The sequence below is a fragment of the Ruegeria sp. THAF33 genome, assembly GCF_009363615.1.
In the GTDB taxonomy this organism is placed as follows: Bacteria; Pseudomonadota; Alphaproteobacteria; order Rhodobacterales; family Rhodobacteraceae; genus Ruegeria.
On the sequence record NZ_CP045384.1, the window covers coordinates 2353767 to 2378701 of the forward strand.

30 protein-coding genes and 1 other RNA gene are annotated in these 24935 nt (G+C 59.3%); 17 read left to right on the top strand and 14 right to left on the bottom strand.

Annotated elements, in window-relative coordinates; genetic code table 11:
• Positions 1 to 64: 64 nt before the first annotated feature.
• Positions 65 to 1351 (top strand): guanine deaminase, encoded by a 1287-nt coding sequence (guaD, locus tag FIU92_RS11760; RefSeq protein ID WP_152458746.1) that lies wholly within the window; start codon positions 65 to 67, stop codon positions 1349 to 1351.
• Here the strand turns inward: guaD and FIU92_RS11765 are convergent.
• The 3 genes from FIU92_RS11765 to FIU92_RS11775 all read right to left on the bottom strand — a co-directional run bounded on the left by FIU92_RS11765 (position 1348) and on the right by FIU92_RS11775 (position 4000).
• Entirely contained in the window at positions 1348 to 2682 is a 1335-nt protein-coding gene (locus FIU92_RS11765; protein WP_152458747.1) for an 8-oxoguanine deaminase, read from the bottom strand. The two genes, guaD and FIU92_RS11765, sit on opposite strands and share 4 nt — an antisense overlap.
• Before the next feature lie 114 nt (positions 2683 to 2796).
• Positions 2797 to 3588, bottom strand: a complete 792-nt coding sequence (hisN, locus tag FIU92_RS11770) for a histidinol-phosphatase (protein WP_152458748.1) — start codon at positions 3586 to 3588, stop codon at positions 2797 to 2799.
• A gap of 40 nt (positions 3589 to 3628) precedes the next feature.
• On the bottom strand, positions 3629 to 4000 hold the full coding sequence (locus tag FIU92_RS11775) for a helix-turn-helix domain-containing protein (protein ID WP_152458749.1): 372 nt from the start codon (positions 3998 to 4000) through the stop codon (positions 3629 to 3631).
• 339 nt (positions 4001 to 4339) lie between these two features.
• Here FIU92_RS11775 and FIU92_RS11780 point away from each other — a divergent pair, with 339 nt between their 5' ends.
• On the top strand, positions 4340 to 5296 hold the full coding sequence (locus FIU92_RS11780) for an NADPH:quinone oxidoreductase family protein (RefSeq protein WP_152458750.1): 957 nt from the start codon (positions 4340 to 4342) through the stop codon (positions 5294 to 5296).
• Positions 5297 to 5302: 6 nt separating this feature from the next.
• Here FIU92_RS11780 and FIU92_RS11785 read toward each other — a convergent pair whose 3' ends face one another.
• Positions 5303 to 6184 carry a LysR family transcriptional regulator gene (locus FIU92_RS11785; RefSeq protein ID WP_152458751.1) on the bottom strand — a complete coding sequence of 294 codons (882 nt, stop codon included), beginning with the start codon at positions 6182 to 6184 and terminating at the stop codon, positions 5303 to 5305.
• A gap of 124 nt (positions 6185 to 6308) precedes the next feature.
• On the opposite strand from FIU92_RS11785, the gene FIU92_RS11790 reads away from it, so the two are divergent.
• Together FIU92_RS11790 and FIU92_RS11795 are read left to right on the top strand one after the other, a co-directional pair.
• Positions 6309 to 6518, top strand: a complete 210-nt coding sequence (locus tag FIU92_RS11790; protein ID WP_152458752.1) for a DUF1127 domain-containing protein — start codon at positions 6309 to 6311, stop codon at positions 6516 to 6518.
• Positions 6519 to 6702: 184 nt separating this feature from the next.
• Positions 6703 to 7482 carry a Bax inhibitor-1/YccA family protein gene (locus FIU92_RS11795; RefSeq protein ID WP_152458753.1) on the top strand — a complete coding sequence of 260 codons (780 nt, stop codon included), beginning with the start codon at positions 6703 to 6705 and terminating at the stop codon, positions 7480 to 7482.
• A 136-nt stretch (positions 7483 to 7618) separates the two neighbouring features.
• On the opposite strand, the gene FIU92_RS11800 is transcribed toward FIU92_RS11795, so the two are convergent.
• Entirely contained in the window at positions 7619 to 8125 is a 507-nt protein-coding gene (locus tag FIU92_RS11800; protein ID WP_171167102.1) for a hypothetical protein, read from the bottom strand.
• On the opposite strand from FIU92_RS11800, the gene FIU92_RS23135 reads away from it, so the two are divergent.
• Positions 8124 to 8258, top strand: coding sequence for a hypothetical protein (locus FIU92_RS23135; RefSeq protein WP_256367471.1), 135 nt, complete (start codon positions 8124 to 8126; stop codon positions 8256 to 8258). The genes FIU92_RS11800 and FIU92_RS23135 overlap by 2 nt on opposite strands.
• A gap of 74 nt (positions 8259 to 8332) precedes the next feature.
• On the opposite strand, the gene rpmG is transcribed toward FIU92_RS23135, so the two are convergent.
• Together rpmG and FIU92_RS11810 are read right to left on the bottom strand one after the other, a co-directional pair.
• Complete coding sequence (gene rpmG, locus FIU92_RS11805) at positions 8333 to 8500, bottom strand: 50S ribosomal protein L33 (protein WP_037309480.1); 168 nt, start codon at positions 8498 to 8500, stop codon at positions 8333 to 8335.
• Positions 8501 to 8627: 127 nt separating this feature from the next.
• A complete protein-coding gene (locus FIU92_RS11810) occupies positions 8628 to 9335 on the bottom strand; it encodes a DUF533 domain-containing protein (protein WP_152458755.1) in 708 nt (235 codons plus the stop codon).
• Positions 9336 to 9613: 278 nt separating this feature from the next.
• Between FIU92_RS11810 and FIU92_RS11815 the strand changes: the two genes are divergently transcribed.
• The 3 genes from FIU92_RS11815 (at position 9614) to FIU92_RS11825 (ending at position 11505) form a co-directional block, all read left to right on the top strand.
• Positions 9614 to 10249 (top strand): DUF1326 domain-containing protein, encoded by a 636-nt coding sequence (locus tag FIU92_RS11815; RefSeq protein ID WP_152458756.1) that lies wholly within the window; start codon positions 9614 to 9616, stop codon positions 10247 to 10249.
• 13 nt (positions 10250 to 10262) lie between these two features.
• Positions 10263 to 11105 carry a DUF2182 domain-containing protein gene (locus FIU92_RS11820; protein WP_152458758.1) on the top strand — a complete coding sequence of 281 codons (843 nt, stop codon included), beginning with the start codon at positions 10263 to 10265 and terminating at the stop codon, positions 11103 to 11105.
• A 67-nt stretch (positions 11106 to 11172) separates the two neighbouring features.
• Complete coding sequence (locus FIU92_RS11825) at positions 11173 to 11505, top strand: GYD domain-containing protein (RefSeq protein ID WP_152458759.1); 333 nt, start codon at positions 11173 to 11175, stop codon at positions 11503 to 11505.
• Between the two features lie 6 nt (positions 11506 to 11511).
• Here the strand turns inward: FIU92_RS11825 and rnpB are convergent.
• The 5 genes from rnpB to gatC all read right to left on the bottom strand — a co-directional run bounded on the left by rnpB (position 11512) and on the right by gatC (position 15218).
• Positions 11512 to 11911, bottom strand: an RNA gene (gene rnpB / locus FIU92_RS11830) — RNase P RNA component class A.
• A 124-nt stretch (positions 11912 to 12035) separates the two neighbouring features.
• Positions 12036 to 12746, bottom strand: a complete 711-nt coding sequence (locus tag FIU92_RS11835; RefSeq protein WP_254705303.1) for an N-acetylmuramoyl-L-alanine amidase — start codon at positions 12744 to 12746, stop codon at positions 12036 to 12038.
• Positions 12697 to 13401 carry a hypothetical protein gene (locus tag FIU92_RS11840; RefSeq protein ID WP_152458763.1) on the bottom strand — a complete coding sequence of 235 codons (705 nt, stop codon included), beginning with the start codon at positions 13399 to 13401 and terminating at the stop codon, positions 12697 to 12699. Before FIU92_RS11840 ends, FIU92_RS11835 begins: the two co-directional genes overlap by 50 nt.
• Before the next feature lie 38 nt (positions 13402 to 13439).
• Complete coding sequence (gatA, locus tag FIU92_RS11845) at positions 13440 to 14927, bottom strand: Asp-tRNA(Asn)/Glu-tRNA(Gln) amidotransferase subunit GatA (protein WP_152458765.1); 1488 nt, start codon at positions 14925 to 14927, stop codon at positions 13440 to 13442.
• 3 nt (positions 14928 to 14930) lie between these two features.
• Positions 14931 to 15218, bottom strand: a complete 288-nt coding sequence (gatC, locus tag FIU92_RS11850) for an Asp-tRNA(Asn)/Glu-tRNA(Gln) amidotransferase subunit GatC (protein WP_117868236.1) — start codon at positions 15216 to 15218, stop codon at positions 14931 to 14933.
• A 229-nt stretch (positions 15219 to 15447) separates the two neighbouring features.
• On the opposite strand from gatC, the gene FIU92_RS22785 reads away from it, so the two are divergent.
• Together FIU92_RS22785 and FIU92_RS11855 are read left to right on the top strand one after the other, a co-directional pair.
• Entirely contained in the window at positions 15448 to 15606 is a 159-nt protein-coding gene (locus FIU92_RS22785; protein ID WP_172978487.1) for a hypothetical protein, read from the top strand.
• 156 nt (positions 15607 to 15762) lie between these two features.
• Positions 15763 to 16326, top strand: a complete 564-nt coding sequence (locus FIU92_RS11855; protein ID WP_152458767.1) for a DUF4202 domain-containing protein — start codon at positions 15763 to 15765, stop codon at positions 16324 to 16326.
• A 71-nt stretch (positions 16327 to 16397) separates the two neighbouring features.
• On the opposite strand, the gene FIU92_RS11860 is transcribed toward FIU92_RS11855, so the two are convergent.
• Complete coding sequence (locus tag FIU92_RS11860; RefSeq protein ID WP_152458769.1) at positions 16398 to 17069, bottom strand: ceramidase domain-containing protein; 672 nt, start codon at positions 17067 to 17069, stop codon at positions 16398 to 16400.
• A gap of 60 nt (positions 17070 to 17129) precedes the next feature.
• Between FIU92_RS11860 and FIU92_RS11865 the strand changes: the two genes are divergently transcribed.
• Positions 17130 to 17822 (top strand): metal-dependent hydrolase, encoded by a 693-nt coding sequence (locus FIU92_RS11865; protein ID WP_152458771.1) that lies wholly within the window; start codon positions 17130 to 17132, stop codon positions 17820 to 17822.
• A gap of 15 nt (positions 17823 to 17837) precedes the next feature.
• Here the strand turns inward: FIU92_RS11865 and FIU92_RS11870 are convergent, their stop codons facing one another.
• Positions 17838 to 18302, bottom strand: a complete 465-nt coding sequence (locus FIU92_RS11870) for a nucleoside deaminase (protein WP_152458772.1) — start codon at positions 18300 to 18302, stop codon at positions 17838 to 17840.
• Between the two features lie 62 nt (positions 18303 to 18364).
• On the opposite strand from FIU92_RS11870, the gene FIU92_RS11875 reads away from it, so the two are divergent.
• From FIU92_RS11875 to FIU92_RS11900, 6 genes are all read left to right on the top strand, one after another.
• Positions 18365 to 19180, top strand: a complete 816-nt coding sequence (locus FIU92_RS11875; protein WP_152458774.1) for a pseudouridine synthase — start codon at positions 18365 to 18367, stop codon at positions 19178 to 19180.
• A gap of 175 nt (positions 19181 to 19355) precedes the next feature.
• Positions 19356 to 20270, top strand: coding sequence for a 5-bromo-4-chloroindolyl phosphate hydrolysis family protein (locus tag FIU92_RS11880; RefSeq protein WP_152458775.1), 915 nt, complete (start codon positions 19356 to 19358; stop codon positions 20268 to 20270).
• A gap of 29 nt (positions 20271 to 20299) precedes the next feature.
• Positions 20300 to 21490: a toxic anion resistance protein gene (locus FIU92_RS11885; protein WP_152458777.1), complete on the top strand. Its 1191-nt coding sequence runs from the start codon at positions 20300 to 20302 to the stop codon at positions 21488 to 21490.
• Positions 21491 to 21539: 49 nt separating this feature from the next.
• Positions 21540 to 22460, top strand: coding sequence for a DUF2927 domain-containing protein (locus FIU92_RS11890; RefSeq protein WP_152458779.1), 921 nt, complete (start codon positions 21540 to 21542; stop codon positions 22458 to 22460).
• Between the two features lie 22 nt (positions 22461 to 22482).
• Positions 22483 to 23631, top strand: a complete 1149-nt coding sequence (locus FIU92_RS11895) for an SPFH domain-containing protein (RefSeq protein ID WP_152458781.1) — start codon at positions 22483 to 22485, stop codon at positions 23629 to 23631.
• 147 nt (positions 23632 to 23778) lie between these two features.
• Positions 23779 to 24894 carry a TFIIB-type zinc finger domain-containing protein gene (locus FIU92_RS11900; protein WP_152458783.1) on the top strand — a complete coding sequence of 372 codons (1116 nt, stop codon included), beginning with the start codon at positions 23779 to 23781 and terminating at the stop codon, positions 24892 to 24894.
• Positions 24895 to 24935: the final 41 nt, after the last annotated feature.

Consider the following 24935-nt stretch of genomic DNA (forward strand, 5'->3'; position numbering starts at 1 on the left):
TTTACCCACTTCTTTCGTCCGCCTATGCTGGTGTGCGGTTCCAAACAGGTGGAGAACAGGGAAAATGGCGCAAAAGACGCTTTTGAAAGGGCGTGTTCTGAGTTTCACAGGATCACCCTTCGACGGAGAGCCGACCGAGGCGACCCGGCTGGACGAAGCGGTCGTGATCGAACACGGGCGAATTGCAGAGGTCGGCACCGCCGATGCGCTGAAAAAAGCCCATCCTGACGCAGTCACGAAGGATCACGGAACGCGCCTGATCACGGCTGGGTTCGTCGATCCGCATGTGCATTATCCACAGACAGCGATGATTGCCAGTTGGGGCAAACGGCTGATCGACTGGCTGAACACCTACACCTTCCCGGAAGAGATGAAGTTCGGCGATTTCGACTATGCGACCGAGATCGCCAACCGGTATCTGGACCTGACGACCGCCCACGGCACCACGACCATGTGCAGTTTTTGCACGATTCACCCTGAAAGCGTGGATGCCTTTTTCACCGCGGCGCAACAGCGTGGGCAGCGTGTCGTCGCCGGCAAGACCTGCATGGACCGGAACGCGCCCGAAGGGCTGCGCGACACTGCGCAGACGGCTTACGACCAATCCGCCGCCCTGCTGGAAAAATGGCATCGCGTCGACCGCTTGTCCTATGCGATCACGCCGCGCTTTTCACCGACTTCAACCCCGGAACAGCTCGAGGCCATGGGCGCGCTTTGGGCCGAGCATCCCCATTGTCTCATGCAAACCCACCTGAGCGAGCAAACGGATGAAATCGAATGGGTTCGATCCCTGTTCCCTGAAGCAAGGGATTATCTGGATACCTACGAGAAATTCGGCCTGTTGGGCCAGAACGGCCTGTATGGCCATGTCATCCATCTGGAAGACCGGGAACGGGATCGGCTGCGCGAGGTCGATGCCTCTTTGATCCATTGCCCCACGTCGAACACCTTCATCGGATCGGGATTGTTTGACATGAACGGGCTGATCCATGATGGCCACCGGATCGGTCTGGCCACGGATACCGGCGGCGGGTCCAGCTTTTCGATGCTGCGCACCATGGCCGCCGCCTATGAGATCGGCCAATTGCGCGGCCGCCCCCTGCATCCGGCGCAATTGCTGTGGTTGGGCACGGTCGGATCCGCCCGGAGCCTGCGCATGGACGACTGCATCGGCAACATCGCTCAGGGGATGGAGGCGGATCTGGTCGTGATCGACCTCGCCTCGACCCCCGCCATCGCCCAGCGCGAGGCCCATGCAGAAGACGTTTGGGAAGCGATCTTCCCAACCATCATGATGGGTGATGATCGCGCCGTGGCAGAGGTCTGGATCGGCGGACAGCAGGCGGCTTAGGCCTGCAACGCCCGGGCAAGCGTGTTCTGGCGTTCGATCACGCGGGGCAGATCGATGGTCGTTATGTGCCCGTCACGCACGATCTGGCGGCCTTCGACGAACAGGTGTTTCACAGACATCGGCCCCGCCAGAAGCAGCGCCGCCGGATCCCAACTGCCCGCGCTTTCGATGCCGCGGGTATCCCACACCGCAATATCGGCACGTTTTCCGGGCATCAGCCGTCCACAATCGGGACGTCCCAACACATCCGCGCCGCCGCGCGTCGCGATCTCAAGCGCTTCGCGGGCCGACATGGCATCTGCACCATTGGCGACCCGTTGCAGCAACATCGCCTGGCGCGCCTCAAGCATGAGGTTGCCATTGTCATTGCTGGCCGATCCATCGGCACCGAGGCCGACCTTGACGCCCGCATCGCGCATCGCCCGCACCGGTGCGATACCCGATCCGAGGCGGCAATTTGAACAGGGGCAATGGGCCACGCCTGTTTCCGAGCGCGAGAACAGATCAATCTCGGCCCCGTCCAGCTTGACGCAATGGGCGTGCCAGACATCCGGGCCGGTCCAGCCCAATTCCTCGGCATATTGCCCCGGGCGGCAGCCGAATTGCGCCTGCGAATAGGCGATATCCTCGTCATTCTCGGCCAGATGGGTATGCAGCATCACGCCCTTGTCCCGCGCCAGCAACGCCGCATCGCGCATCAGATCCCGGCTGACGGAAAACGGTGAACACGGGGCAAGGCCGACGCGGCACATGGCCCCCTCTGATGGGTCGTGAAACGCATCCACGACACGTACCATGTCGTCCAGAATAGCGGCCTCGTTTTCCACCAGATGATCCGGTGGCAGGCCCCCGTCGCTCTCGCCGATGCTCATCGCGCCGCGTGTCGGATGAAACCGCATCCCCAGCTCGGACGCGGCCGCGATCGTATCTTCAAGCCGCGCGCCGTTGGGATAGAGGTAAAGGTGATCGGAACTGAGCGTGCACCCCGACAGCGCCAGTTCGGCCAAACCGATCTGGGCCGAGGTGAACATTTCCTCCGGCCCGAAACGCGACCAGATGGGATAGAGCGTTTGCAGCCACCCAAACAGCAACGCATCCTGCCCGCCCGGCACCGCCCGTGTCAGGGTTTGATAAAGATGGTGGTGGGTATTCACCAGACCAGGCGTCACCAGACAGCCCGAAACATCATGCACCTCGCCCTGTGTTACCAGTCGCTGCCCGATCCGGGCGATCTGCCCGTCGCGAACCAAAATATCGGCCTTGGACAATTCCTGTCGGGACTCGTCCATCGTCAGGATCAGATCAGCATTCTTGAGTAGGATTTCCGTCATATCGCGCTCCTGCATCTGCCCGTCTCATGCAAGAAGTGCGTCGGCCGGTGGAAAACGGGCGCAAGAACCGGCCATCACCGGTTTAGTTGCCTTTGATGCGCCGGGCAACAGAATTCAGAAGTGGCGGAGTATCTCAAGCGCTGCGGCGTGAAGGTCAGCGTTTGCCGCAGCCAGCGCCCGGCCGCCTTGATGTGCCGGGCCGCCCTGCCAATCGGTCACGATACCGCCGGCCGCCTGAATAACTGCAATCGGCGCTTGGATATCATAGGAGTTCAAGCCCGCCTCGATCACCAAATCCGCCTGCCCGGCAGCCAGAAGCGCATAGGCATAGCAATCCATTCCATAGCGCGTCAGCTGCACCTGCTCGGACACCGCCTGAAACCCTGCGCGGTCCTTCGGGGTTCCAACTTCGGGGAACGTGGTAAACAAGGTCGCCTGATCCAGCGCCCTGGTATCGCGCGTTTGCATTCTTCTGGTGCCCTGCGGACCGGTCATGTGAGCACCGGAAGACGATCCGACAAAGCGCTCTCCGATATACGGCTGATCGATTACCCCCATAAAAGGCCCGTCCTGATCACTCAGCGCAATCAGAACACCCCAGGTTGGCGTGCCGCTGATAAACCCACGGGTCCCATCGATGGGATCCAGTACCCAGGTGCGGCCACTGGTGCCCGTATGCGCGCCGAACTCTTCGCCCAGCACACCGTCATCCGGGCGCCGCCGCGCCAGAACGTCCCGCATCGCCTGTTCAGCGGCACGATCAGCCACTGTCACCGGGTCGAACCCATCGGCCAGCTTGTTCGTGGTTTCAAGATTTGTTTGACGAAAAAAGGGGAGTATGGCCTCACGCGCAGCTTCGGCCATTTCTTCGGCAATTTCGATATCGCTCTGTGTCGTCAGTTGCATGACCCTGAGGTGCGAGCAATCCGCGACAAAGTCAAGTCAGTCAGGCAACGTCGCTGAGAACCCGCGCCAGCTCGAAAAGGCGGCGACGCTGGTTTTCCGGAATCGCATAGTAAGAGCGCACCAGATCCAAAGCCTCTTTGTCACCCATCAAGTCGGCAGGGACGGATTTCTTGTCCGCATCGCCTTTCTGGGCTTCTTCCAGACCTTCGAAGAAAAAGCTGACCGGAACATCCAGCGCCTCGGCGATGTCCCACAAGCGGGATGCGCTGATTCGGTTGGCACCGGTCTCATATTTCTGGATTTGCTGAAACTTGATACCAACTTGCTGCGCCAACTGCTGCTGGGTCATCCCAATCAGCCAGCGGCGATGCCGAACGCGCTTGCCCACATGGACATCGACGTGATGAGTCATTGGTATTCTCCTATACTACACAAACATCTGCACGGGATTTTGCGACGTCCGATATCGCAGTTTTAGAGAGCTCCCCTTAACCGCTCCCTAATACGGACTGTACCGCCCCCCGTTTACAGCACTGATTGTTTATAATGCCGGTTTTGAGATTTTTTTCAAGCTGGTTGAGTCGAATGCCCCTGACAGGGATTTGTGGTTGTATTACCCACAGCCTTTACAGAACCGTATTCCTGCAACTGAATCCTCCTTCAAAATCGGGGGCCTTTTGCACCCGCGCAGCAAACGGATTGACTTTTCTGACGGCACACGCGCCTATGTCGGAAACTCTTGAGGAACAATATGCGGGCCTATTGCATTCCATCCGACGGGGCGTCTGCCCAGCTTTGTGACGTGAAAATACCCGAGCCGGGCGAAGGCCAGGTGCGGGTCGCGATAAAAGCTTGCGGCCTGAATTTCGCCGATCTGCTGATGCAGACGGGGGCGTATCAGGACACGCCACCTGCCCCATTCACTCTGGGCATGGAGATCGCCGGTATCGTGGAGACAGTCGGGCCCGGCGTTTCAACACTCAGCCCAGGCGACCGGATCGCAGTCTATTCCGGTCAGGGTGGGTTGGCCGAGTACGGTGTATTCGACGCGGATCGTGCGATCGTGCTGCCGGACGACACCGGATTCGAAGACGCCGCCGCCATCCAGATCGCTTATGCCACCAGTCACATGGCCCTTGATCACAGGGCACGCCTGCAACCCGGTGAAACCCTTCTGGTTACCGGCGCAGCGGGAGGCGTCGGCCTGACTGCCGTCGAAATCGGCAAGCTTATGGGCGCCACGGTCATCGCGCAGGCGCGCGGCGAGAACAAGCTTGCCGTTGCCCGTGCCGCTGGTGCCGATCATCTGATCGATGCTTCCGAAGACCTGCGCGAGCGGGTCAAATCGCTGGGTGGCGCGGATGTCGTCTATGACGTCATCGGCGGGGATGTGTTCAAGGCCGCGTTCAGGGCCACCAATCCCGAAGGGCGTTTGCTGCCCATCGGCTTCGCCGGGGGCGACATCCCGCAGATTCCGGCCAATCATCTGCTGGTCAAAAACCTGACCGTGATCGGGGTGTATATCGGCGGCTATCTGAAATTCCGACCCGAAGCTGTGCGCAACAGTTTCGACACCCTGTTCAAGTGGCATTCAGAGGGCAGGATAAAACCGCACATCAGTCACGTCCTGCCACTTGAAGATGTCGCGCATGCAATGCAGTTGCTGAAAGAGCGAAAATCCACGGGCAAGATCGTGATCACGCCCTGATCGTGATCATCCAACCACGGCCCGCAACTGGGTACCGCCCAGCAATCTGAAGTTCTGTCGCACCAAATGTGCCAGAGCTTCGACAACCGCATCCCGGCCCTGCTCGCCACCGTAGACGTTGATCATATGCGCAGGTAAATCCGGCAGAGCCCCAGCCGAGTCGATCTGTTCAAGATGTGCGGCCTCGGTTCCGTCCAGCATTGCGTGAACCGCAAGATCGGCACTGACCGTGGCTTCTATGGTACGGTCGTTTTCGGTTTCCACGGACAGCTCCCACGGTATTCCGGCCGCATCCAGCGCCGATATGACCTGCGGTCTGAACAAGCAGCGCCGCCCCAGCGCCAGAGGCAACGGACGCTTGCGCCATGCGGACCCGCCCGGCGCGCCGATCCAGCGCAACGGCAGCTCTGCGATGGTCTCTGCACCAGCGGCCGAAGACGGTTCGGTCGTTAGGATCACATCACATTCGCCCCGTTTGTACATGTCTTTCAATTGCAGTGAGTAGGACGACACCAACTGCACCCTGACGCGGGGAAAATCGGCGTTGAACCGTTGCAGGACCCGGGGGATCGCGGGGTAGACGATGTCATGGGGAACGCCCAGAACCACTTCGCCCTCAAAGGCCTGATCGGTGAGTTTTGAGATTACCTCGTCATTCAGGGCAATCATGCGGCGCGCGTAGGCCAGCAGCTGCTCACCGGATGCGGTCAGGGCAATTGTTCTGCCGCTTCGATCCAGCAACTCCAGGCCCAGCAGCTCCTCCAGCCGCTTCAGCTGCATGGACACCGCAGACTGCGTCAGGTGCAGAAATCCGGCGGCGCGGGTTACACCGCCCTGATCCGCCACCGCCACAAAGGATCGCAGGGTTGTAATGTCCAGATTTCGCATCTTCACGATTCCTTATGCGTTCCATCAAAAATATTCGTTTTTAAAATGTGTCACACTCACCCATATCAATCAAGGAAATTGATAACAGCCAGCAAAACCATCGAGAATACAGAAAGGACAAGTTATGACGCAACTCGCAATCCATAATCCCTGCAAACCGGCCAAACGTTCCTTGGTGTCCCTGATCTCTCAAGCGTTCGAACTGTCCAGACAGCGGCGAAATCTGGCAAAGCTGGATGCTGCCGTGCTGGACGACATCGGAGTCACCCGCGAGGAAGCATCCGCAGAAGCAAAACGCTTTTTCTGGGATGCACCTCAATTCTGGAAAAGGTGACTGTGACTCTCATATTTTTATGGCGATGGGCGACCTTGAGTCGCCTGTTGGCATTTTTGTTGCGTGTTTTAGTCGGTTTTCGCCCGGAATCTCTTGAAACACAGCCCCTTGTTGCCGATATTTAGATGGAAAACCGCCCCGCTCTGCCGGGGCGCTCTAACTTGACGACTAGGGAGACCCTTTGATGGCACAATTCGACACGATCCGGACGGCATCCGGCGCGCGCGCCGCCGAGATTGATCAGGGCCTGCGCGCCCACATGAACAAAGTCTACGGCACCATGTCCGTCGGCATGCTGATCACGGCACTGGCGGCATGGGCTATTGCCGGTCTGGCAGTAACCAGCGATCCAAGCAACGCGGTCGCACAAATCGGCGCAGACCGCTATCTGACGAGCCTGGGCGGCGCGCTGTTCCTGTCGCCGCTGAAATGGGTGGTCATGTTCGCTCCGCTGGCCTTCATCTTCTTTGGATGGGGTGCCCTGATGCGCCGTGGCTCAGCCGCGACCGTTCAGCTTGGCTTTTTCGTCTTTGCCGCCGTGATGGGCATCTCGATGAGCTCGATCTTTCTGGTCTTCACGCCCTACTCGATTACCCAGACCTTCCTGGTGACGTCGATCGCCTTTGCTGGCCTCAGCCTTTATGGCTACACCACAAAGCGGAACCTCAGCGGAATGGGCACTTTCCTGATGATGGGTGTGATCGGTTTGCTGGTTGCGATGATCATCAACCTGTTCCTGCAATCCGGCGTAATGATGCTGGCCATCTCGGCCATCGGCATCCTGATCTTTGCCGGTCTGACTGCGTTCTATACCCAGGACATCAAGAACACTTACGTCGCCCACGCTGCACATGGCGACCAGGAATGGCTGGACAAAGCTGCCTTCGACGGCGCGCTGAGCCTGTATATCTCGTTCCTGAACATGTTCCAGTTCCTGCTGATGTTCATGGGTCAGCAAGAATAAGCCTTGCCGACAACCGAATTGGTTCAGGGCCGGTCCACGACCGGCCCTTTTCTTTTGCGCGACGGGTTTCTTTTGCCCGGAAATGAAAAACCCCGCCGTCGAGGCGAGGCTTTGAGATGCTGGGACGTAATCGGGTTCAGCTACAGTTCAGCGGTATGGCGAAACCGGAACTTTTCTCGGAGGTTCCTTTGCGGAATACACCGCCAGCTGGCAGACAGCCGGTAAAACGCTCTGTTTCTTCCGCAAAGCCTACACCGATCGAATTGTCCACCTTCACACTGTTCGAACTCGTGCGCAGCACACCAAACAAGGTGCCGTTGACACTGACAGTGCTGAGAAACAGGTTTGTGTCGCTTCCTTGCAGTTGAACAGCAGTGTTTGGCGTCTGCCCGCCATTGTCTATTGCAACCGAAGCCACCTTGGACGGCTCAACCTCATCACTCAAAAGCGTGACTGTCCGCAGTTCCGCCAGCTCTGCCGGAACGTTGGTCGCGTCTGGCAGAAAGGCGACGGCACCGGGTACGTCCGAAATCGTGCGCGGTTCGCCATCGATTCCAGTAAACCCGACACCTTCGCGGTTAAACGGGTCTTCACAGGCCGCTAGGGTCAGAACGGCAATTGTGGATAACAAGATTTTTTTCATGGCGGTCAACATTTTGTGGCGGTTTGCTGAAGCGTACTTGCAGGTTCCCACAAAAAGCAAGCCGCAGGGGATGCGATTGTCCCAAACGCTGATGCGCCACTGCAACGGACTGCCGCAGCTTGCCATCCGCTGAAATCAGGAAACCGGAACTGAAAAAGGGCTCTGTGCAACAGAGCCCTTTTTCGGAATTCCAAATGGAATGGCAGATTACTTGATCTTGCCTTCCTTGTACTCGACATGCTTGCGAACGACCGGGTCGTATTTACGAATGGTCATTTTCTCAGTCATGGTGCGCGCGTTCTTCTTGGTCACATAGAAGTGGCCCGTGCCCGCGGTCGAGTTCAGACGGATCTTGATTGTCGTCGGCTTCGCCATGGTTATCTCCTGCGTCCGAAAAGGCAGGGGCCTTTCGGTTGAATTCCTATGAGCGTGCGCTTTTACGCGCTGCACCGCCTATGTCAAGGCCAATCGGGTGATACAGGCACAGGAATCTGGTGCAGGTTCAACTAGGCAGGGTTGGCGCGCCCATATACGTGTGAATCTGGTCCCTTTCCGCGTCGGAAAGACCCAGAGCGGTGGACAATTGCCGCAGGTAAGACGCCTCGCGCGCGTTGTCCAGACGGATCGCAGCCAGGGAAGTTGCATAGATCTGCGTCTTGAGCGGCGCACCAGAATCAGCCGCCAACCCCATGACGTCAATCGGTGCGTTTAGCTGCTCTTGCACGAATGCGCGCTCTTCCTCGCTGACATCATCGCCCAATTCACCCAGGATGATTTCCTTTTCCTGTTCGTCCAGTTCGCCATCTGCCTTGGCAGCCTGAATCATTGCGCGCAGCATGAGTTTTGCCTGCTCTTCCATCGCTGCACCCGCAGGCGTGCCGCCGAACACGGTTTCCATCATGTCACCTGTGTGTTGATTGGCAGTTTTGGCGGCCCCTTGCATGGCGTTCAACAACCCACCCAAACCAGCGGCTCCGGCTGTGCTGCCGCCAACCCCCATCTTGCTCATCATGTCCTGCAAGCCTGACGCGCCACCGGGCAGGCCAAATTGTTCTGCCATTTTGCCCAGCTGATCCACGCCAAAACCACCGCCCGCACCCTGCATCATGTCTTGCAGCCCAGCCATGCCGCCCATCTTCTGATATTTTTCCATGCCCTTGGCCGCAGCAAAACCAATGGCCACGGACGCCAGCGTTTTCATAAAGCTCATAATCAACCTCCCATATCTTCAAATTGGTTCCGAAAGTCTAACAGCCGAATGCAATCCCGAATACCGTGCTCAACCTGAACGCGACCGGCCCATAGCCCGGCACATGATAAAGCCCAAAGAAGGCATTTAATTTGCGGTCTTGTTTGTACATATCACGGATTCGTGATAGGTTCGCCCATCCAAGAAGCCGAATTCAGGCTCGAAGGCCGAGGCAGCGTGAATGGGGTCAACCTGCAACGAGCAGAGCTGTTTTATGCGACTTTTCTTGGGGGGCTATCATGACAGAATGGGCTATTCAGGCCGAAGAACTGGCCAATTGCAATTGCAACTTCGGTTGCCCGTGTCAGTTCAGCGTACTGCCGTCACACGGCAATTGCGAGGCGGTTGTCGTCTTTGACATTCAAAGCGGTCACTACGGTGACACTGATCTGGGCGGTCTTCGGGCGGCAGGTGTCTATTATTGGCCGGGACCAATTCATGAAGGTAACGGTCAGATGCAGCTGATCATTGATGAAAGCGCAACAGCTGAACAGCGTGCCGCGTTGCAAGCGATCATGACCGGTCAGGATACGGATGAAATGGCCACGTTCTGGTATGTCTTCAGCGCCATGGCGCCTTTGAAACATGAAACGCTGTTTGTTCCGATTGAACTGGACTGGAACCGTGAAGAGCGCAGCGGATACGCCAAGGTTGCCGGAGTTTTCGATGTTGAGGTCAATCCGATCCCTCATATCGTATCGGGCGCACCTCACCGCGCGTCGATACAGTTGCCGAACGGCTTTGAATACCACCACGCCGAGGCGGCATCGGGCAGTGCGACTACAACGGGTGGTCAGATCCGGCTGACCTTTGACGCAACCCATGCTCATCTGGCGCATCTGAACATCTCGGGCCATGGCGTCTTGGGCGCATAAGCAGAGAACACCCATGACCAAGCAGAACGCATCGCCCCGGGGCGGGACGGTTGAGTGGTTGCTGAGACAGGACAGCGCGATTGTTCTGGGAAGCGTTCTTCTGATCATCCTCGGTGCAACCTGGTACACGATAGCTGGCGTCGGGATGAACATGTCCGCGGTCGAGATGACCCGGATGGCCGGCCCTGTCGGAGATCCCATGAAAATGGGCCCGGCAGCAGCGTGGAGCGCAAGCTATGCCTTGCTGATTCTTCTGATGTGGTGGGTCATGATGATTGCCATGATGACCCCAAGCGCTGCGCCTGCCGTTCTTCTGTTCATCGCGGTCAAGCGGACAGGGCCTGAAAAGCATCGGACGGTTGCGTTCAGCCTGTGGTTTTTATCCGGCTATCTGGTGGCCTGGGGGGTGTTCAGCCTGATTGCAACGGCATTGCAATGGGGGTTGGAACAAATCGGGTTGTCCGACGGGCCGATGATGACGATCAGCTCGGGCGTCTTCGCAGGATGCGTTCTTCTGGCGGCCGGCGCCTATCAGTTTTCAGCTTTGAAAAACGCATGCCTGCGCCACTGTCAGAGCCCCGCACGTTTCCTGGCCGATCACAACCGACCCGGAACATTCGGTGCTTTCCGCACCGGTATCCTGCACGGCACGTATTGTCTGGGATGCTGCTGGGCACTGATGCTGCTGCTTTTCGTCGGGGGGATCATGAACCTCTACTGGATTGTCGGAATTGCCGCCTATGTCGCGCTGGAAAAACTTTTGCCCGGGGCCCGGTGGCTTGTGCCGGTAACAGGTTTTGCGCTGATCGGCGCTGGCCTCTGGTTCATCACGGCACCGTTGTTTTCCGGCACCTGATTTTGAACGGCCCCGGGGTCGGCTGACTTGAAGACCCAAAAACGATTTGACGCAACAGGAGGTATCAATGCCCATTTTCATTACTTACGCATCTTACTCGCAAGCCGGTGTCAAAGGCATGTTGCAAAAGCCCGAGAACCGCACCGGTCCGGTGAAAGCTCTGCTGGAAAAAGTAGGCGGCAGGCTGCTGTCCTTCTACATGACGACCGGCAGCAACGACGTGGTTGTGATCAGCGAAGCCCCAGATGGGACAGACGCCGTGGCCGTTGGCATGGCTGTCGCCGCGTCGGGTGCAGTGACGAACATCGAAACCGTCCGCGCCTGGACCGCAGACGAGTTCACGTCGATAACCGAGAAAGCGGCGGCGCTGACCGGTTCCTACACGCCTCCCGGAGGATAGGCGGATACGCGCGGAGGGCCTGTAAGCCGGATCTTGTTCCGGGGTTGCCCCCTTCGATGACCATTCCTCTAGGCCGTGCATTGCTGCGCGGCTCAAGCTGCCAACCCGGTCCCTCTCGGCCAAGACGTGCCTAGCGGCGGTATCGGCTTGCGCCGACCGGCCCGCGCGGGGACCCTATTTGGCATTGCTCCCGGTGGGGCTTGCCGTGCCGCCCCTGTTGCCAGGGGCGCGGTGGGCTCTTACCCCACCGTTTCACCCTTACCCTGAACCAAAGTTCCGGGCGGTCTGATTTCTGTGGCGCTTTCCGTCGGGTTGCCCCGCCCGGGCGTTACCCGGCACCGTTGTCTTGTGGAGTCCGGACTTTCCTCTCGGGCCTTGCGACCCCAGCGGCCATCCGGCCCTCCGCGCGTGGGTTGGGTAGGCTCTGCGGTCGGCGGCGTCAAGGGTGGATGGTTCAGACAAGGGGCCAGCCCCTTCTTGGCCTTCGGCCAATTCAACCCCGGGATATTTTCAGCCAGATGAAGGGCGGATCAGGAGTGCGGGATCAGCGGTGCAAGGTCGGCTTGCTGCAAAGGCCCCCTGCCCCATGGGCGGTATCGAAGGCGGACGGAATGCAACAGTGTATCATCGTCCGCATTAGCGCTGAAACCGGCGGCCCGAGCCAGGCTTCGGAACCGGCCCTTTGATGCAGTTTGCGGACCAGCGGCATATCCACGGGGCGCGGCCAGCAAGTTGCGCTCGAGCCGCAACCAGTCAAATCGCGGACCGGGGTCAAATTTGCGCCCGGGCGCCATGTCCGAATGGCCGATGACACCGTTTGGCAAGATGGCCCAACGGTGCATTATCTGGCGCAACAGCTGTTCCAGCCGGTGCATCTGGGGTTCAGGGAACGGATGCTTGCCAGCGTTGTCCAGCTCGATGCCTATGGACCGCGAGTTGATGTCGGTCTGACCGTGCCATTCTCCGGCACCCGCGTGCCAAGCCCGGTCTTCTTCGCGCACCATCTGCCACAGCGTGCCATCATTGCCGATCAGGTAATGGGCCGAGACCTCGGCCTTTGGGTCGCACAGACGATCCAAAGCCGCCTGAGCGCTGTCCATCGCCGTGTAATGGATCACGATCAAGGATGGTGTCAGACCATCTCGGCGCTCACCAAAATTGGGTGACGGATGCCAGATCGGGTTCAGGGGGTCAGTTGCTGACGGCACTGCGGAACGGGCTCGGGTCCCAGCCACACGCATAGCCATCCCCATCCGGGTCCAGACCTTTGCGGTCGCGCTGGGGGCCGCCATTGGACAGAAACTCGATCTGAGCCTGATCAGGGGATGGGAATTGCGCGCAGTTCCTCTGAGCCTTGGCCTGAAGGTTGAAACCGGACCGGCTGTAAAGTTGCACACCTACCGGATTGGACGTGCTCAGCGCGTATTGCACAATGTTTGTCTGGCCGCTCGCCGTGCGCTCGGGCACTGCCGTCGGGGCCACGAGTTCATACGTCTGGCGGTTCTGCTCGATCCGGGCGGCGTCGGATTCGATGCTGCGGCGTTCGGACACTGCAGAAAAATCCTGTTCATCCGAAATCGCGCCAGTGTTCGCCACGGGAACCGCCGTAACCGCGGCTGGGTTTTGGCCAGATGTGCTGGCCAATGCCGCCGCGGCCTGGTTGGCGATATCCGCGTTTTCACCCGTGGCAACAGGCGCCGTACCCGGGGCGCCCAGCGGTTGTTGTGAAACTTCGACCGGGGCCAGCAGAGGGTTGCCGGCCACGCCCTGACCTGCCAATTGAGCCTCGCGCTGCGCCTGGTATTCAGGCGTGTTGAAACCCGTGCTGGTCAGCGGCGCGACATCCGTGCACGCAGCTGCCAGTGCAAGAGCGGGGACCAAAAGCAAAACGCGCATTGTTTGGCTCCGTGTCTAGTGCTTCAGTTGCCCGAGGCTTACCACCATTTCCCGGGCTTGGCCACAAAACCGGCCGCGTTTTCCAGCGCATAGGCGGTATTGAGCAGGTCGCCTTCTTCCCAGGGACGCCCGATCAGCTGCAATCCCAGCGGAAGACCTTGTGTGTCCAGCCCTGCGGGGACCGAGATACCGGGCAATCCGGCCAGGTTCACGGTCACGGTGAAAACATCGTTCAAATACATTTGAACAGGATCTGCTTCGGTCATTTCGCCCAGACCGAAGGCCGCCGATGGGGTTGCCGGGGTCAGGATGGCGTCGACACCGGCCGCGAACACGTCTTCGAAGTCTTTCTTGATCAGCGTGCGCACCTTGCGGGCACGATTGTAATAGGCGTCGTAGAATCCAGCCGACAAAACATAGGTGCCGACCATGACCCGGCGCTGCACTTCGTGGCCAAAGCCCTCGGCGCGGGTCTTTTCGTACATCTCGGTGATGCCATCCCCCTGCGCCAACTGTGCACGATGCCCATAGCGGACACCGTCATAGCGGGCGAGGTTCGAAGACGCCTCGGCCGGGGCGATCACATAGTAGGCAGGCAGCGCATACTTGGTGTGCGGCAGCGAGATATCGACGATCTCGGCCCCCGCATCCTTCAGCATCGCGGCACCATCGGCCCAGAGCTTTTCGATCTCGGCGGGCATGCCGTCCATGCGGTATTCCTTGGGGATACCGATCTTCTTGCCCTTGATGTCGCCAGTCAGCATCGCTTCGAAATTCGGAACGGCCAGATCCGCACTGGTCGAATCCTTGGCGTCATGGCCGCACATGGTTTCCAGCATGATCGCGGCGTCGCGGACATTCTTGGTCATCGGACCGGCCTGATCCAGCGAGGACGCAAACGCCACAATGCCCCAGCGCGAGCAACGACCATAGGTCGGCTTGATGCCGGTGATCCCGACAAAAGCCGCGGGCTGCCGGATGGAACCGCCGGTATCGGTACCCGTTGCTGCAAGGCACAGATCGGCAGCAACGGCGGCCGCAGATCCGCCCGACGAACCGCCCGGCGTCAGCTGCGCATCATCGTTGCCACGACGCCACGGGCTGACCGCGTTGCCATAGACCGATGTTTCGTTGGACGAGCCCATGGCGAATTCGTCCATGTTCAGCTTGCCCAGCATCACCGCGCCTGCGTCGGCCAGTTGCTGTGACACGGTGGATTCGTATTCCGGCTTGAAGCCTTCAAGAATGCCCGACGCGGCTTGTGACGGCACGCCCTTGGTGCAGAACAGGTCCTTGATGCCGATCGGCAGGCCACACATTGACGGAGCGTCCCCGCCCTTGATCCGTTCATCCGCAGCCTTGGCGCGCTCCATCGCGATCTCGGGCGTCTTGTGGACGAATGCGTTCAGCGCATCTGCTTCATCAATGGCTTTCAAGCAGGCTTCTGTCAGCTCAACCGACGTGACGTCGCCGGCTCGCAACGCGTCGCGGGCCTCGGCCAGGCCCATTTTGTTCAGATCGCTCATGTCTTACTCCACCACTTTGGGGACTGCGAAGAACCCTTCGCGGGCGTCGGGGGCGTTGGCCAGAATCTTGTCCTGCTGATTGCCATCGGTGACTTCGTCCTGACGACGCTTGAGGCGCATGGGTGTGACCGAAACCATCGGCTCGACACCTTCCACATCCACTTCGTTCAGCTGTTCGATGAACCCAAGGATGGTGTTGAACTCGGATGCCAGCGCCGGCAGCGCGTCATCCTCGACCTTGATCCGGGCCAGTTTGGCCACTTTGGCGGCGGTGCTTTGGTCAATCGACATCGGCTTCCCTCATCTACGTTAGGGGGCGTTTACCCGTCTGTAGCGGCAGTCGCAAGACCGGGCTGCCCTGGGCAGGTCCGAGTTTGGAACTCCCCCCTCGTCTGAGGCTATTCAAAACTGAATGACCGGTATGCAAAAAAAGTAAACCGAATAGTTCATTGTCGATCTTGAAAACTGAACTGTACTGTTCATTTTATTTATGCGACATAACGCAAACCGGAGAAAAAACATGAAACTCCTGATAACAGCCGCAGTCTTGTCCGCCACGATTTTGGCCGCACCGGCCATGGCTTTGAGTATCGACACAAGCAACCTGACACGCACGTTGACCTTCCCGTCCCCTGTCTCGGAACCGGTCACGCAGGATCAGGTAAAACCTGCCAAGTAACGCGCAGGTCCTGGCCGGGTCAGATATCCCCTCTCTGACCCGGCTGTTTTGCATTTTCGAGGATGCACATCCCAGAGCAAGCCGCTAGCATGACGTCGAATACAGAACAGAACTGCGCCGAGGTTTCGTAGTTCAGGCAAGCCAGTGGAGCAGATGATGAGCACGCAAAAACAAGCGGTTCTGGACGCAATCGACGCAGCCAATGCAAATGACCCCAACCAAGACGAGGGCCGCCCCGCGGCGCTGTTGTATGGCGAACGCATGAGTGCCGAGCTGGGCCGCCTGTTTCCGGACGCGTCTGACGCCCTTCAAATCGCCGCGCGCGGGCAGCATGTGGAACGTTGGAAACTTGCCCGCAGTGAATATCCCGAAGGCCGGGTTGGATATCTGTCATGGCGCAAGGCGCAGGGCGAACACCATGCCAATGTGGTCATGGGGTTGATGGCCCGCGAAGGTTACGATTCAGAACAGGTCGAGGCCGCAGGGCGCATGTTGCGCAAACAGGGCATCAAGCGGGACGCTGAAGTGCAGGCGTTGGAAGACGTGATCTGCTTTGTGTTTCTGAAATGGTATTTCCAGCCCTTTGCCGCAAAACACTCGGCCGAGAAAATCCAGAGCATCGTTGAAAAAACAGCCCGCAAGATGTCGCCCGAAGGCCGCGCTCGGGTGTTGAACGAATTTGATCTGCCCGACCATCTGGCCGCAGCCTTTCAGAACTAGGAGCGGACCAGGGCGGTTTCGTTGACCTACTTGTCACGAGGCTCGGAGGACACAAGCGATCCTCCCGCGCGTCAAGGCGCCGGGCCTTTACCGAAACGGCCCCTGACAAGAGCTGCGCGATAAACCTCGATCATCCATCCCAGCATGATGGCATTCAGGATATGCCACATGAAATGCGTCCCCATTGGCCATTGCCTGCAAATTGGCAAATCCAGCGCCCGGAACGTGATCGACAGAATCAGGATCAAGGCCCCGATTGTCATCCCTTTGGCCAGGATCATGTCTTGGCCCCGCAGCAGGAACGCATAGATCAGGATCAACAAAGGGACCGGCGCGTAAACCGCCGACCCGCCAAGCCCCGGCACAAGCTGGAACAGGGGCGCAACGAGCGCCGCATAGGGAAGAAACAGAATCGTACCGCAGATCGCCATTCCGGACGACATGCGACAGATGTCGCGGTTCACCGCATATATATAGACCAATATGAACAGCAGGATCGGCGCCACATCCGCCAAAGCCGCCCAAACCCGGGCATGGGTGTGAAACAGATAGCTTCCGATCCCGATCATGGCCAAAATCACGACCAGACCCTTGGCCAGCGGCATGTCCTGATCGCGCACGCGCCGCCACATGACCCATGCGGAAATCAGAAAAGCAGCGTTCGTGATCGCGTTGATCGGCTCGGCCCAATAGTCCGCCGACACGCGTTCGCAATAGCCATCAATTTCTCGAATCCAGTCCATGGAATTTTACATAGCCGATGCTAGGCTGCTGCCAAGAGACCTTATGGGAGGAAAACCGGAATGAACATTATCTGGCTGGGCCATGGCAGTTTTCGCATTGAAACTCAGGGGCAGGTTCTGTTGATCGACCCGTGGCTGACCGGCAACCCGGTCTTGCCCGAAGATCGGCATGATGCCGTGCTGGAAGGGGCGACCCACATTCTTTTGACCCACACGCATTTTGACCACGTGGCCGATGTACTTCCTCTGGCAAAGCACCTGAAAATCCCCGTTGTCGGACAATATGACCTGATGGGATACTGGAGCGAAGCGGAAGGCATTGAGACCATCGGTTTCAACAAAGGCGGCACCGTCGACCTGAACGGCGTCATGGTGACAATGGTACCGGCCTCTCACAGCTCGACTTTTTCAACACCGGACGGTCTGCGCACCGGCGGCAGTGAAGTCGGCTTCATGATCGCGGCCGAGGGGCGTATGCTCTACGTCTCGGGCGATACCGACATCATGGCCGACATGGAATGGATGGGGGATTACTACAAGCCCGATATCGGCATCCTTTCGGCCGGCGGGCATTTCACCATGGATATGAAAGCCGCCGCCTATGCCGCGAAACGGTACTTCGACTTCAAGACGGTCATCCCATGTCACTACAAGACGTTCCCCATTCTGGAACAATCCGCACAGGCATTGATCGACGGGTTGCCCGGGGTCGACGTGATCGAACCTGAGGTTATGAAAGCCATCACCGTCTGACGACAGCGCAGCGCGTCAGCACGGCTTGTCCTGGCGGCGCGCTTCGAAGAAGGCCTTCAAAAGCGCGGCAGCCTCTTCGCCTGCAATCCCGTCATAGACTTCGGGCACGTGATGCGCCTGTGCATGCGAAAACACGCGCGCGCCATGCGCCACGCCCCCGGATTTGGGGTCTGCCGCACCGTAATAGATCCGCCGGATGCGCGCGGCCGCCAAGGCCGCGGCGCACATCGCGCAAGGCTCCAACGTGACGTAGAGATCGTGATCCGGCAGCCGTTCAGAGCCCGCCTGCGCACAGGCTGCACGCAAGGCCATGATTTCCGCATGGGCCGTGGGGTCATTCAACTCGCGCGTCCGGTTCCCGGCCGCGGCCACGACCGTTCCGTCCGGTCCGACGACAACGGCCCCCACGGGCACCTCGCCGCGGTCAGCGGCTGCGCGCGCCTCGGCCAGGGCCTGTTGCATATACGATTTGAACACCATGCCCCCTGACTGCCGCAGAAACCCGCCTTTCGCAAGCGCCCGGGATGCGGTATGGCCCTGACATGAACAAGACCCCACCCCCCGGCGATCGGATCGCCAAAGTCCTGGCCCGCGCCGGCGTAGCATCCCGGCGCGAGGCTGAACGCATGATAGAAGCGGGCCGCGTGGCAGTGAATGGCAAGACCATCGACAGCCCCGCCCTGAACGTGACCGCGAAAGACAAGATCGCAGTCGACGGCAGGCCGGTCTCGGAACCGGAACCATCGCGTCTGTGGCTGTATCACAAGCCCGCCGGGTTGGTGACGACAACCCGCGACGAAAAAGGACGAGAGACCATATTCGACAAGCTGCCCGACGACATGCCACGGGTAATGAGCGTCGGTCGGTTGGATCTGAATTCCGAAGGATTGCTGCTGTTGACCAACGACGGCGGCATCAAGCGCAAGCTGGAACTGCCCTCGACCGGCTGGTTGCGGAAGTACCGCGTACGGGTGAACGGTCGCCCGAAGGACGAAGATTTCGAACCGCTGCGCAAAGGGCTGGTTATCGAGGGAGAACGGTTCCAGCCAATGACCGTCACATTGGATCGACAGCAGGGCGCAAATGCCTGGCTGACGATCGGCTTGCGCGAAGGCAAGAACCGCGAAATCCGCCGCGCGATGGAAGATATCGGTTTTACCGTGAATCGTCTGTTGCGCGTGTCCTACGGCCCCTTTCAGCTTGGGACGTTGAAACAGGGCGAGGTCGAAGAAGTCCGTCGCAGGGTGATGCGGGACCAGCTGGGTCTGGACGCCGAAGACAAGCCCGGCAACCCGCCCAAACGCCCGTCACGGCCCAAAAGAAAACGACCTCAGATCGGCAAGAATCCCCGTAAGTGATGTGGGTTCGGCAACCTTCCCCCTAGCGCTAAGCCCGCGCATACCCTAAATTTTCAGTGAAAGCTGCTATTTGGGGGGCGTGATGTCCGGAAGCGGAGTGCAAAAACTGGCCTACGCTGTGCTGTTGGTGCTGTTGTTTGGCGTCTGCACTGGTTTGCTCGGAGGTCTTTAAGCCATGGCAAAGCGGTTCGGCGGCAAATACAGCCCACAGGGAGATGAATCGGAAAACGCCCCACTGCCGAGGGGTCAGTTTGACGGCGCACGGGTCGAGCCCGCTGGCGCACGTGCGAATATTCTGTTTCTACCCGCCATTCCTTTGGTGTTTCTGTCCCTGAACGACGGCGCGATTGGTATGACACTGGGGCTGGTCGCCGCTGGTTTTCTGACGGCGGCCGCATTCTTGCTGCGAGAAGGTCTGAGAGCTGAGGCCGCGTACAATGCCCGCAAAACCGCCCGACGCCCTGCTTTTCCGCGGAAGATATTTGCCAGTGTTCTCACCGGCCTTGGTGCTGGCCTTGCGTCTTACAGGTCCGAGTTTCTGGACGCTGAAGCGGCAGCGCAGGTCAGCCTGTTGGCCCCCGTGCTGTTTGGTGTTGCAGCGACCGTTCTGCATTCTGTCTCATTCGGGCTTGATCCGATGAAGAACAAGGGCATGGAGGGAGTCGACACCTTTCAGCAAGACCGCGTGGCGCGCGTGGTCGATGATGCCGAGAAACACTTGTCGGAAATGACGGATGCCATAAAACGCGCTGGCGATCGACGTGTCGAAGCCCGGGTCGAGCGATTTCAGGACACCGCACGTGACCTGTTCCGCACGGTCGAGGAAGACCCCCGCGATCTGGCCGGTGCCAGAAAATATCTGACTGTGTATCTACAGGGCGCGCGTGATGCGACTGTCAAATTTGCTGATGTCTATGCGCGCACCCGCGACGCGCAGGCACTGGCCGACTATTCCGCCCTTCTGGACGATCTGGAACAGAATTTTGCCGCGCGTACGCGGAAAATGCTATTGGATGACCGCAGTGATCTGACGGTCGAAATCGACGTGTTGCGTGAAAGATTGCAGCGCGAAGGCGTCCGGCTGGACTGACCGGCCATATTTGAGCGAGGAACATACCCATGTCCGATGAGATCAAGAACAAGGCAGTTCAGGCCGAGACTCTGGTACAGGAAGTCACCGCAGTTGCCCTACCCGAACCGCAAGCCGAAGTCGTGTCGTTGGAGGAAGCCGACGAACCCGTCAGCGCCGAAATTCGCAAGCGGATGAATGAAATCGACATGGACAACACCAATTCGATTGTCGCGTTTGGCTCGTCCGCTCAGGCCGAGCTGCAGGAAATCAGCCAGGCCATGCTTGCGGATGTGCGCAACAAGGATGTCGGCCCGGCCGGAGACAGCCTGCGCAATATCGTGACCACAATCCGCGGTTTCTCGGTCAGTGAACTTGACGTGCGGCGCGAGCGCAGCTGGTGGGAGAAACTGTTGGGCAGGGCTGCACCGTTTGCAAAATTCACAGCGCAATACGAAGAGGTTCAAGGCCAGATCGATCGCATTACCGACGATCTTCTGGGGCATGAGCATACGCTGCTCAAGGATATCAAATCTCTGGATCTGCTTTATGAGAAGACCTTGGGCTTTTATGACGAACTGGCGCTGTACATCGCTGCGGGCGAAGAGAAGCTGACCGAGCTGGACAGCCACGACATCCCTGAAAAGGAAGCCGAAGTTCAGGCCGCTCCGGAAGACCAGCAAGTGATGAAGGCACAGGAACTGCGTGACATCCGTGCGGCGCGTGACGACCTAGAACGCCGGGTTCATGACCTGAAACTGACACGACAGGTCACGATGCAGTCGCTGCCGTCGATCCGTTTGGTTCAAGAAAACGACAAATCGCTGGTCACTAAGATCAACTCGACGCTGGTGAACACGGTCCCGCTGTGGGAAACACAGCTGGCCCAGGCGGTTACGATACAACGCAGCGCCGAAGCCGCCGCCGCGGTGCGGGATGCCAACGACCTGACGAACGAGCTTTTGACTTCGAATGCGGCCAACCTACGAGAATCGAACAAGATGATCCGCCAAGAGATGGAGCGCGGCGTGTTCGACATCGAAGCGGTCAAGCAGGCCAATGCCGACCTGATTGGCACCATCAACGAAAGCCTTGCCATTGCCGACGAGGGCAAGGCGAAACGCGCCGCAGCCGAAGCCGAGTTGCAGAAGATGGAAAAGGAACTGCGCGACACTTTGGCGGCCGCCAAGGCGCGCCGCGACGGAACCGGCGACACTGCCGGTACGGCGGTTCCCGGCTAAGGGCGGGATCGGCGTGCGGGCCTTCGGTTACTTGAAAGGGACCTTGGGGATGGTATCGCTTTTGGCTCTGGCCAATTGCGATGAGACCCTGACGTCATCCGTTGTTCCGCAACCTCGCCCGACACCCGCCCCCGTAGCAGCCAATGCCTATGTGCCGCCGTCGGCCGCAAGTCAGGATCTGGCGCGTTTTTATCAGCGGGTTGAACGGGATTTGCTGGTGCGGGGGCTTTTGCGCACCGATGGGGGCGGTCCGGACACTCCTTATGATGCCGACGATCTGGCGCGGAATTTCGAAGCGATTGCGTTTTACAGCGAATATCCGACGCAAAGCGTCGCGGCTGGCTCGCGTCAGACGGACGGGCAACTCAGCCGATGGTCCGGCTCTGTCCGCATACAGACCGAGTTCGGGCCTTCCGTGCTTCCCTCTGCACGGAAGCAAGATGCAGATCAGGTGCGGTCCTTTGCAACCCGACTGGCCAGATTGACCGATCATCCGGTTTCCGTCGTCTCTCGCAACGCCAATTTCCATGTCTTTTTTGCAGGCAAGGATGACAGCGCCTATGTCGTGTCCCGCCTCAAACAGCTGATCCCGAATATCAGTCAGGACTCGTTGAATCTGGTGGCCAATCCACGTGCTAATTTCGACTGTCTGGTGTTTGCATCGGCAACGACTTCATCACCACACAGATACGTACGTGCCGTGTCCCTCATTCGGGCCGAACTGACGGATCTGGGTCGCCAAAGCTGCATTCACGAAGAAATTGCTCAGGGTCTTGGTTTGTCCAATGACAGCCCGGCAGCGCGACCTTCGATTTTCAACGATGATGACGAATTTGCCCTGCTGACCAGTCACGACGAAAAGCTGCTGACGATGTTGTACGACCCACGGTTGCAGCCCGGCGTAGACGTTGATGAAGCGCGACCCATTGTACGAATTATCGCACATGAATTGATGGGGCAGTCGCTCTGACCCCAAGGACAGGAGAACCCAAATGGGAATATTCGATTTTCTGACCGGAGAATTCATTGATGTCATTCATTGGGTGGACGACACCCGTGACACGATGGTCTGGCGGTTCGAACGTGAGGGCCACGAGATCAAGTATGGCGCCAAGCTGACCGTGCGCGAGGGCCAGGCGGCCGTATTCGTGCACGAAGGCCAGCTGGCCGACGTGTTCACGCCGGGCCTCTACATGCTTGAAACCAACAACATGCCGATCATGACGACGCTGCAACATTGGGATCACGGGTTCCAGTCGCCGTTCAAGTCCGAGATCTATTTCGTCAACACGACCCGGTTCAACGATCTGAAATGGGGCACCAAGAACCCGATCATGCTGCGCGATCCCGAATTCGGCCCGACCCGGATCCGCGCCTATGGCACCTACACGATCCGGGTGAAGGACCCGGCCAAATTTCTGGTCGAGATCGTGGGCACCGACGGTGAATTCACGATGGACGAGATCAGCTTTCAAATCCGCAACATCATCGTGCAGGAATTCAGCCGGGTGATCGCGGGCTCGGGCATCCCGGTTCTGGACATGGCTGCAAACACCGCCGATCTGGGCAAGCTGATCGCGGCCGAGGTCTCGCCCGTGCTCGACGGTTATGGGCTGGAAATGCCGGAATTCTACATCGAAAACATCTCACTGCCGCCGGCGGTCGAGGCGGCGCTGGACAAACGCACCTCGATGGGGCTGGCGGGGGATTTGGGCAAGTTCACCCAGTATTCCGCGGCCGAGGCGATGACGGCGGCCGCCAGTTCCCCGAGCGGAGGCGGCGGCATGGGCGCTGGCCTTGGTATGGGAATGGGCATGGCGATGGCGAACCAGATGTCGAACATGGCAGCGGGTCAGTCGTCAGGCCCGTGGGGCGCGCCCGCGCCCGCTGCCCCGCAACCATCCACGCATGTGGCCCCGCCGCCTCCCCCGCCGGTGGAGCATGTGTGGCATATCGCGGTGGACGGACAGACCAGCGGCCCGTTCTCGAAGGCCAAGATGGGTCGCATGGCCAGTGAGGGCGAGATCACGCGCGACACCTACGTGTGGACGCCCGGTCAGGACGGCTGGAAGAAGGCGGGTGAGGTGCAGGAACTGGCGCAGCTGTTCACGATCCTGCCGCCGCCCCCGCCCGGGGCGTGAGGCATCGGCATGACCGCATCGCGGAAACGCTCGAAGACAGGCGGGCGCAAAGCGCCGCAGCCGCAATTCATCTGCCCTTGCTGCGGTTATGTCACCCTAGCCGAGCGCGGGGCCTATCTTCACTTTCCCCTCGACAAGTGACCACCTATGACCCAGCCTCCTGCCCCGCCATCCGGTTCTGCGGAACATCGTTTTCCATGTGACAATTGCGGCGCCGATTATCGATTCGACCCGCAATCCGGCACTCTGACCTGTGACCATTGCGGCCATTCCGAACCGATCGGTGCCGGCCCCTGGGGCGGCGCCAGCCTGCGCGAGCTGGATTTCGACGCTGCCATCGCCGACCGCCTGCCCGACAGCGAAATCGAAGAGACGCGGGTTCTGTCCTGCCCGAACTGTGCAGCGCAGGTTGAATTTGATCCCGACACCCATGCTGCGGAATGCCCGTTCTGCGCCACCCCGGTCGTGACGGACACCGGGGTGAACCGGCATATCAAACCGAAAGGCGTTCTGCCCTTTGCGCTGGACGAACGCGCCGCCCACAAGGCCATGAGCGACTGGCTGGGAAGGTTGTGGTTCGCGCCGAACGGGTTGAAAGATTATGCCCGCAAGGGTCGCAGGATGCAGGGCATCTATGTGCCCTACTGGACCTTCGACGCCGATACGAAGTCGGCCTATCGCGGAGAGCGCGGCATAGTCTACTATGAAACCCGCACCGTCATGCGGGATGGCAAACGGGTGCATCAACAGGTTCCCAAGGTCCGCTGGACGCCCAAGTCAGGCCGGGTGGCGCGATTTTTTGACGACGTATTGGTATTGGCCTCAAGGTCCCTGCCCAAGGCTTACACGGATGCTCTGGAGCCTTGGGATCTCCCGGCTCTGGAACCTTACCAGCCAGAGTACCTCGCCGGTTTTCGGGCCGAGGCCTATACGGTCGAGCTGAAAGATGGATATGCCGAAGCACGCGCATATATGGCCCGCGTGATTGAGCGGGACGTGCGTTTTGATATTGGGGGCGACAGGCAACGCATCCATGCAGTGGACACCGATGTGCGCGATGTCACGTTCAAGCATATCCTGCTGCCGGTCTGGTTGGCGGCGTACAAGTATCGCGGTCAGACGTATCGTTTCGTGGTGAACGGCCGGACAGGCCGGGTTCAGGGAGAGCGCCCTTGGTCGGCAATCAAGATCACGATCGCCGTTGTGCTTGGCCTGCTGGTTGCCGCGGGCATCGGATACCTGATGGCGACCGGACAGCAATGACCTTCGGGGGTTCCTCCGCCGAAAACTCCGCGGCGGAACCC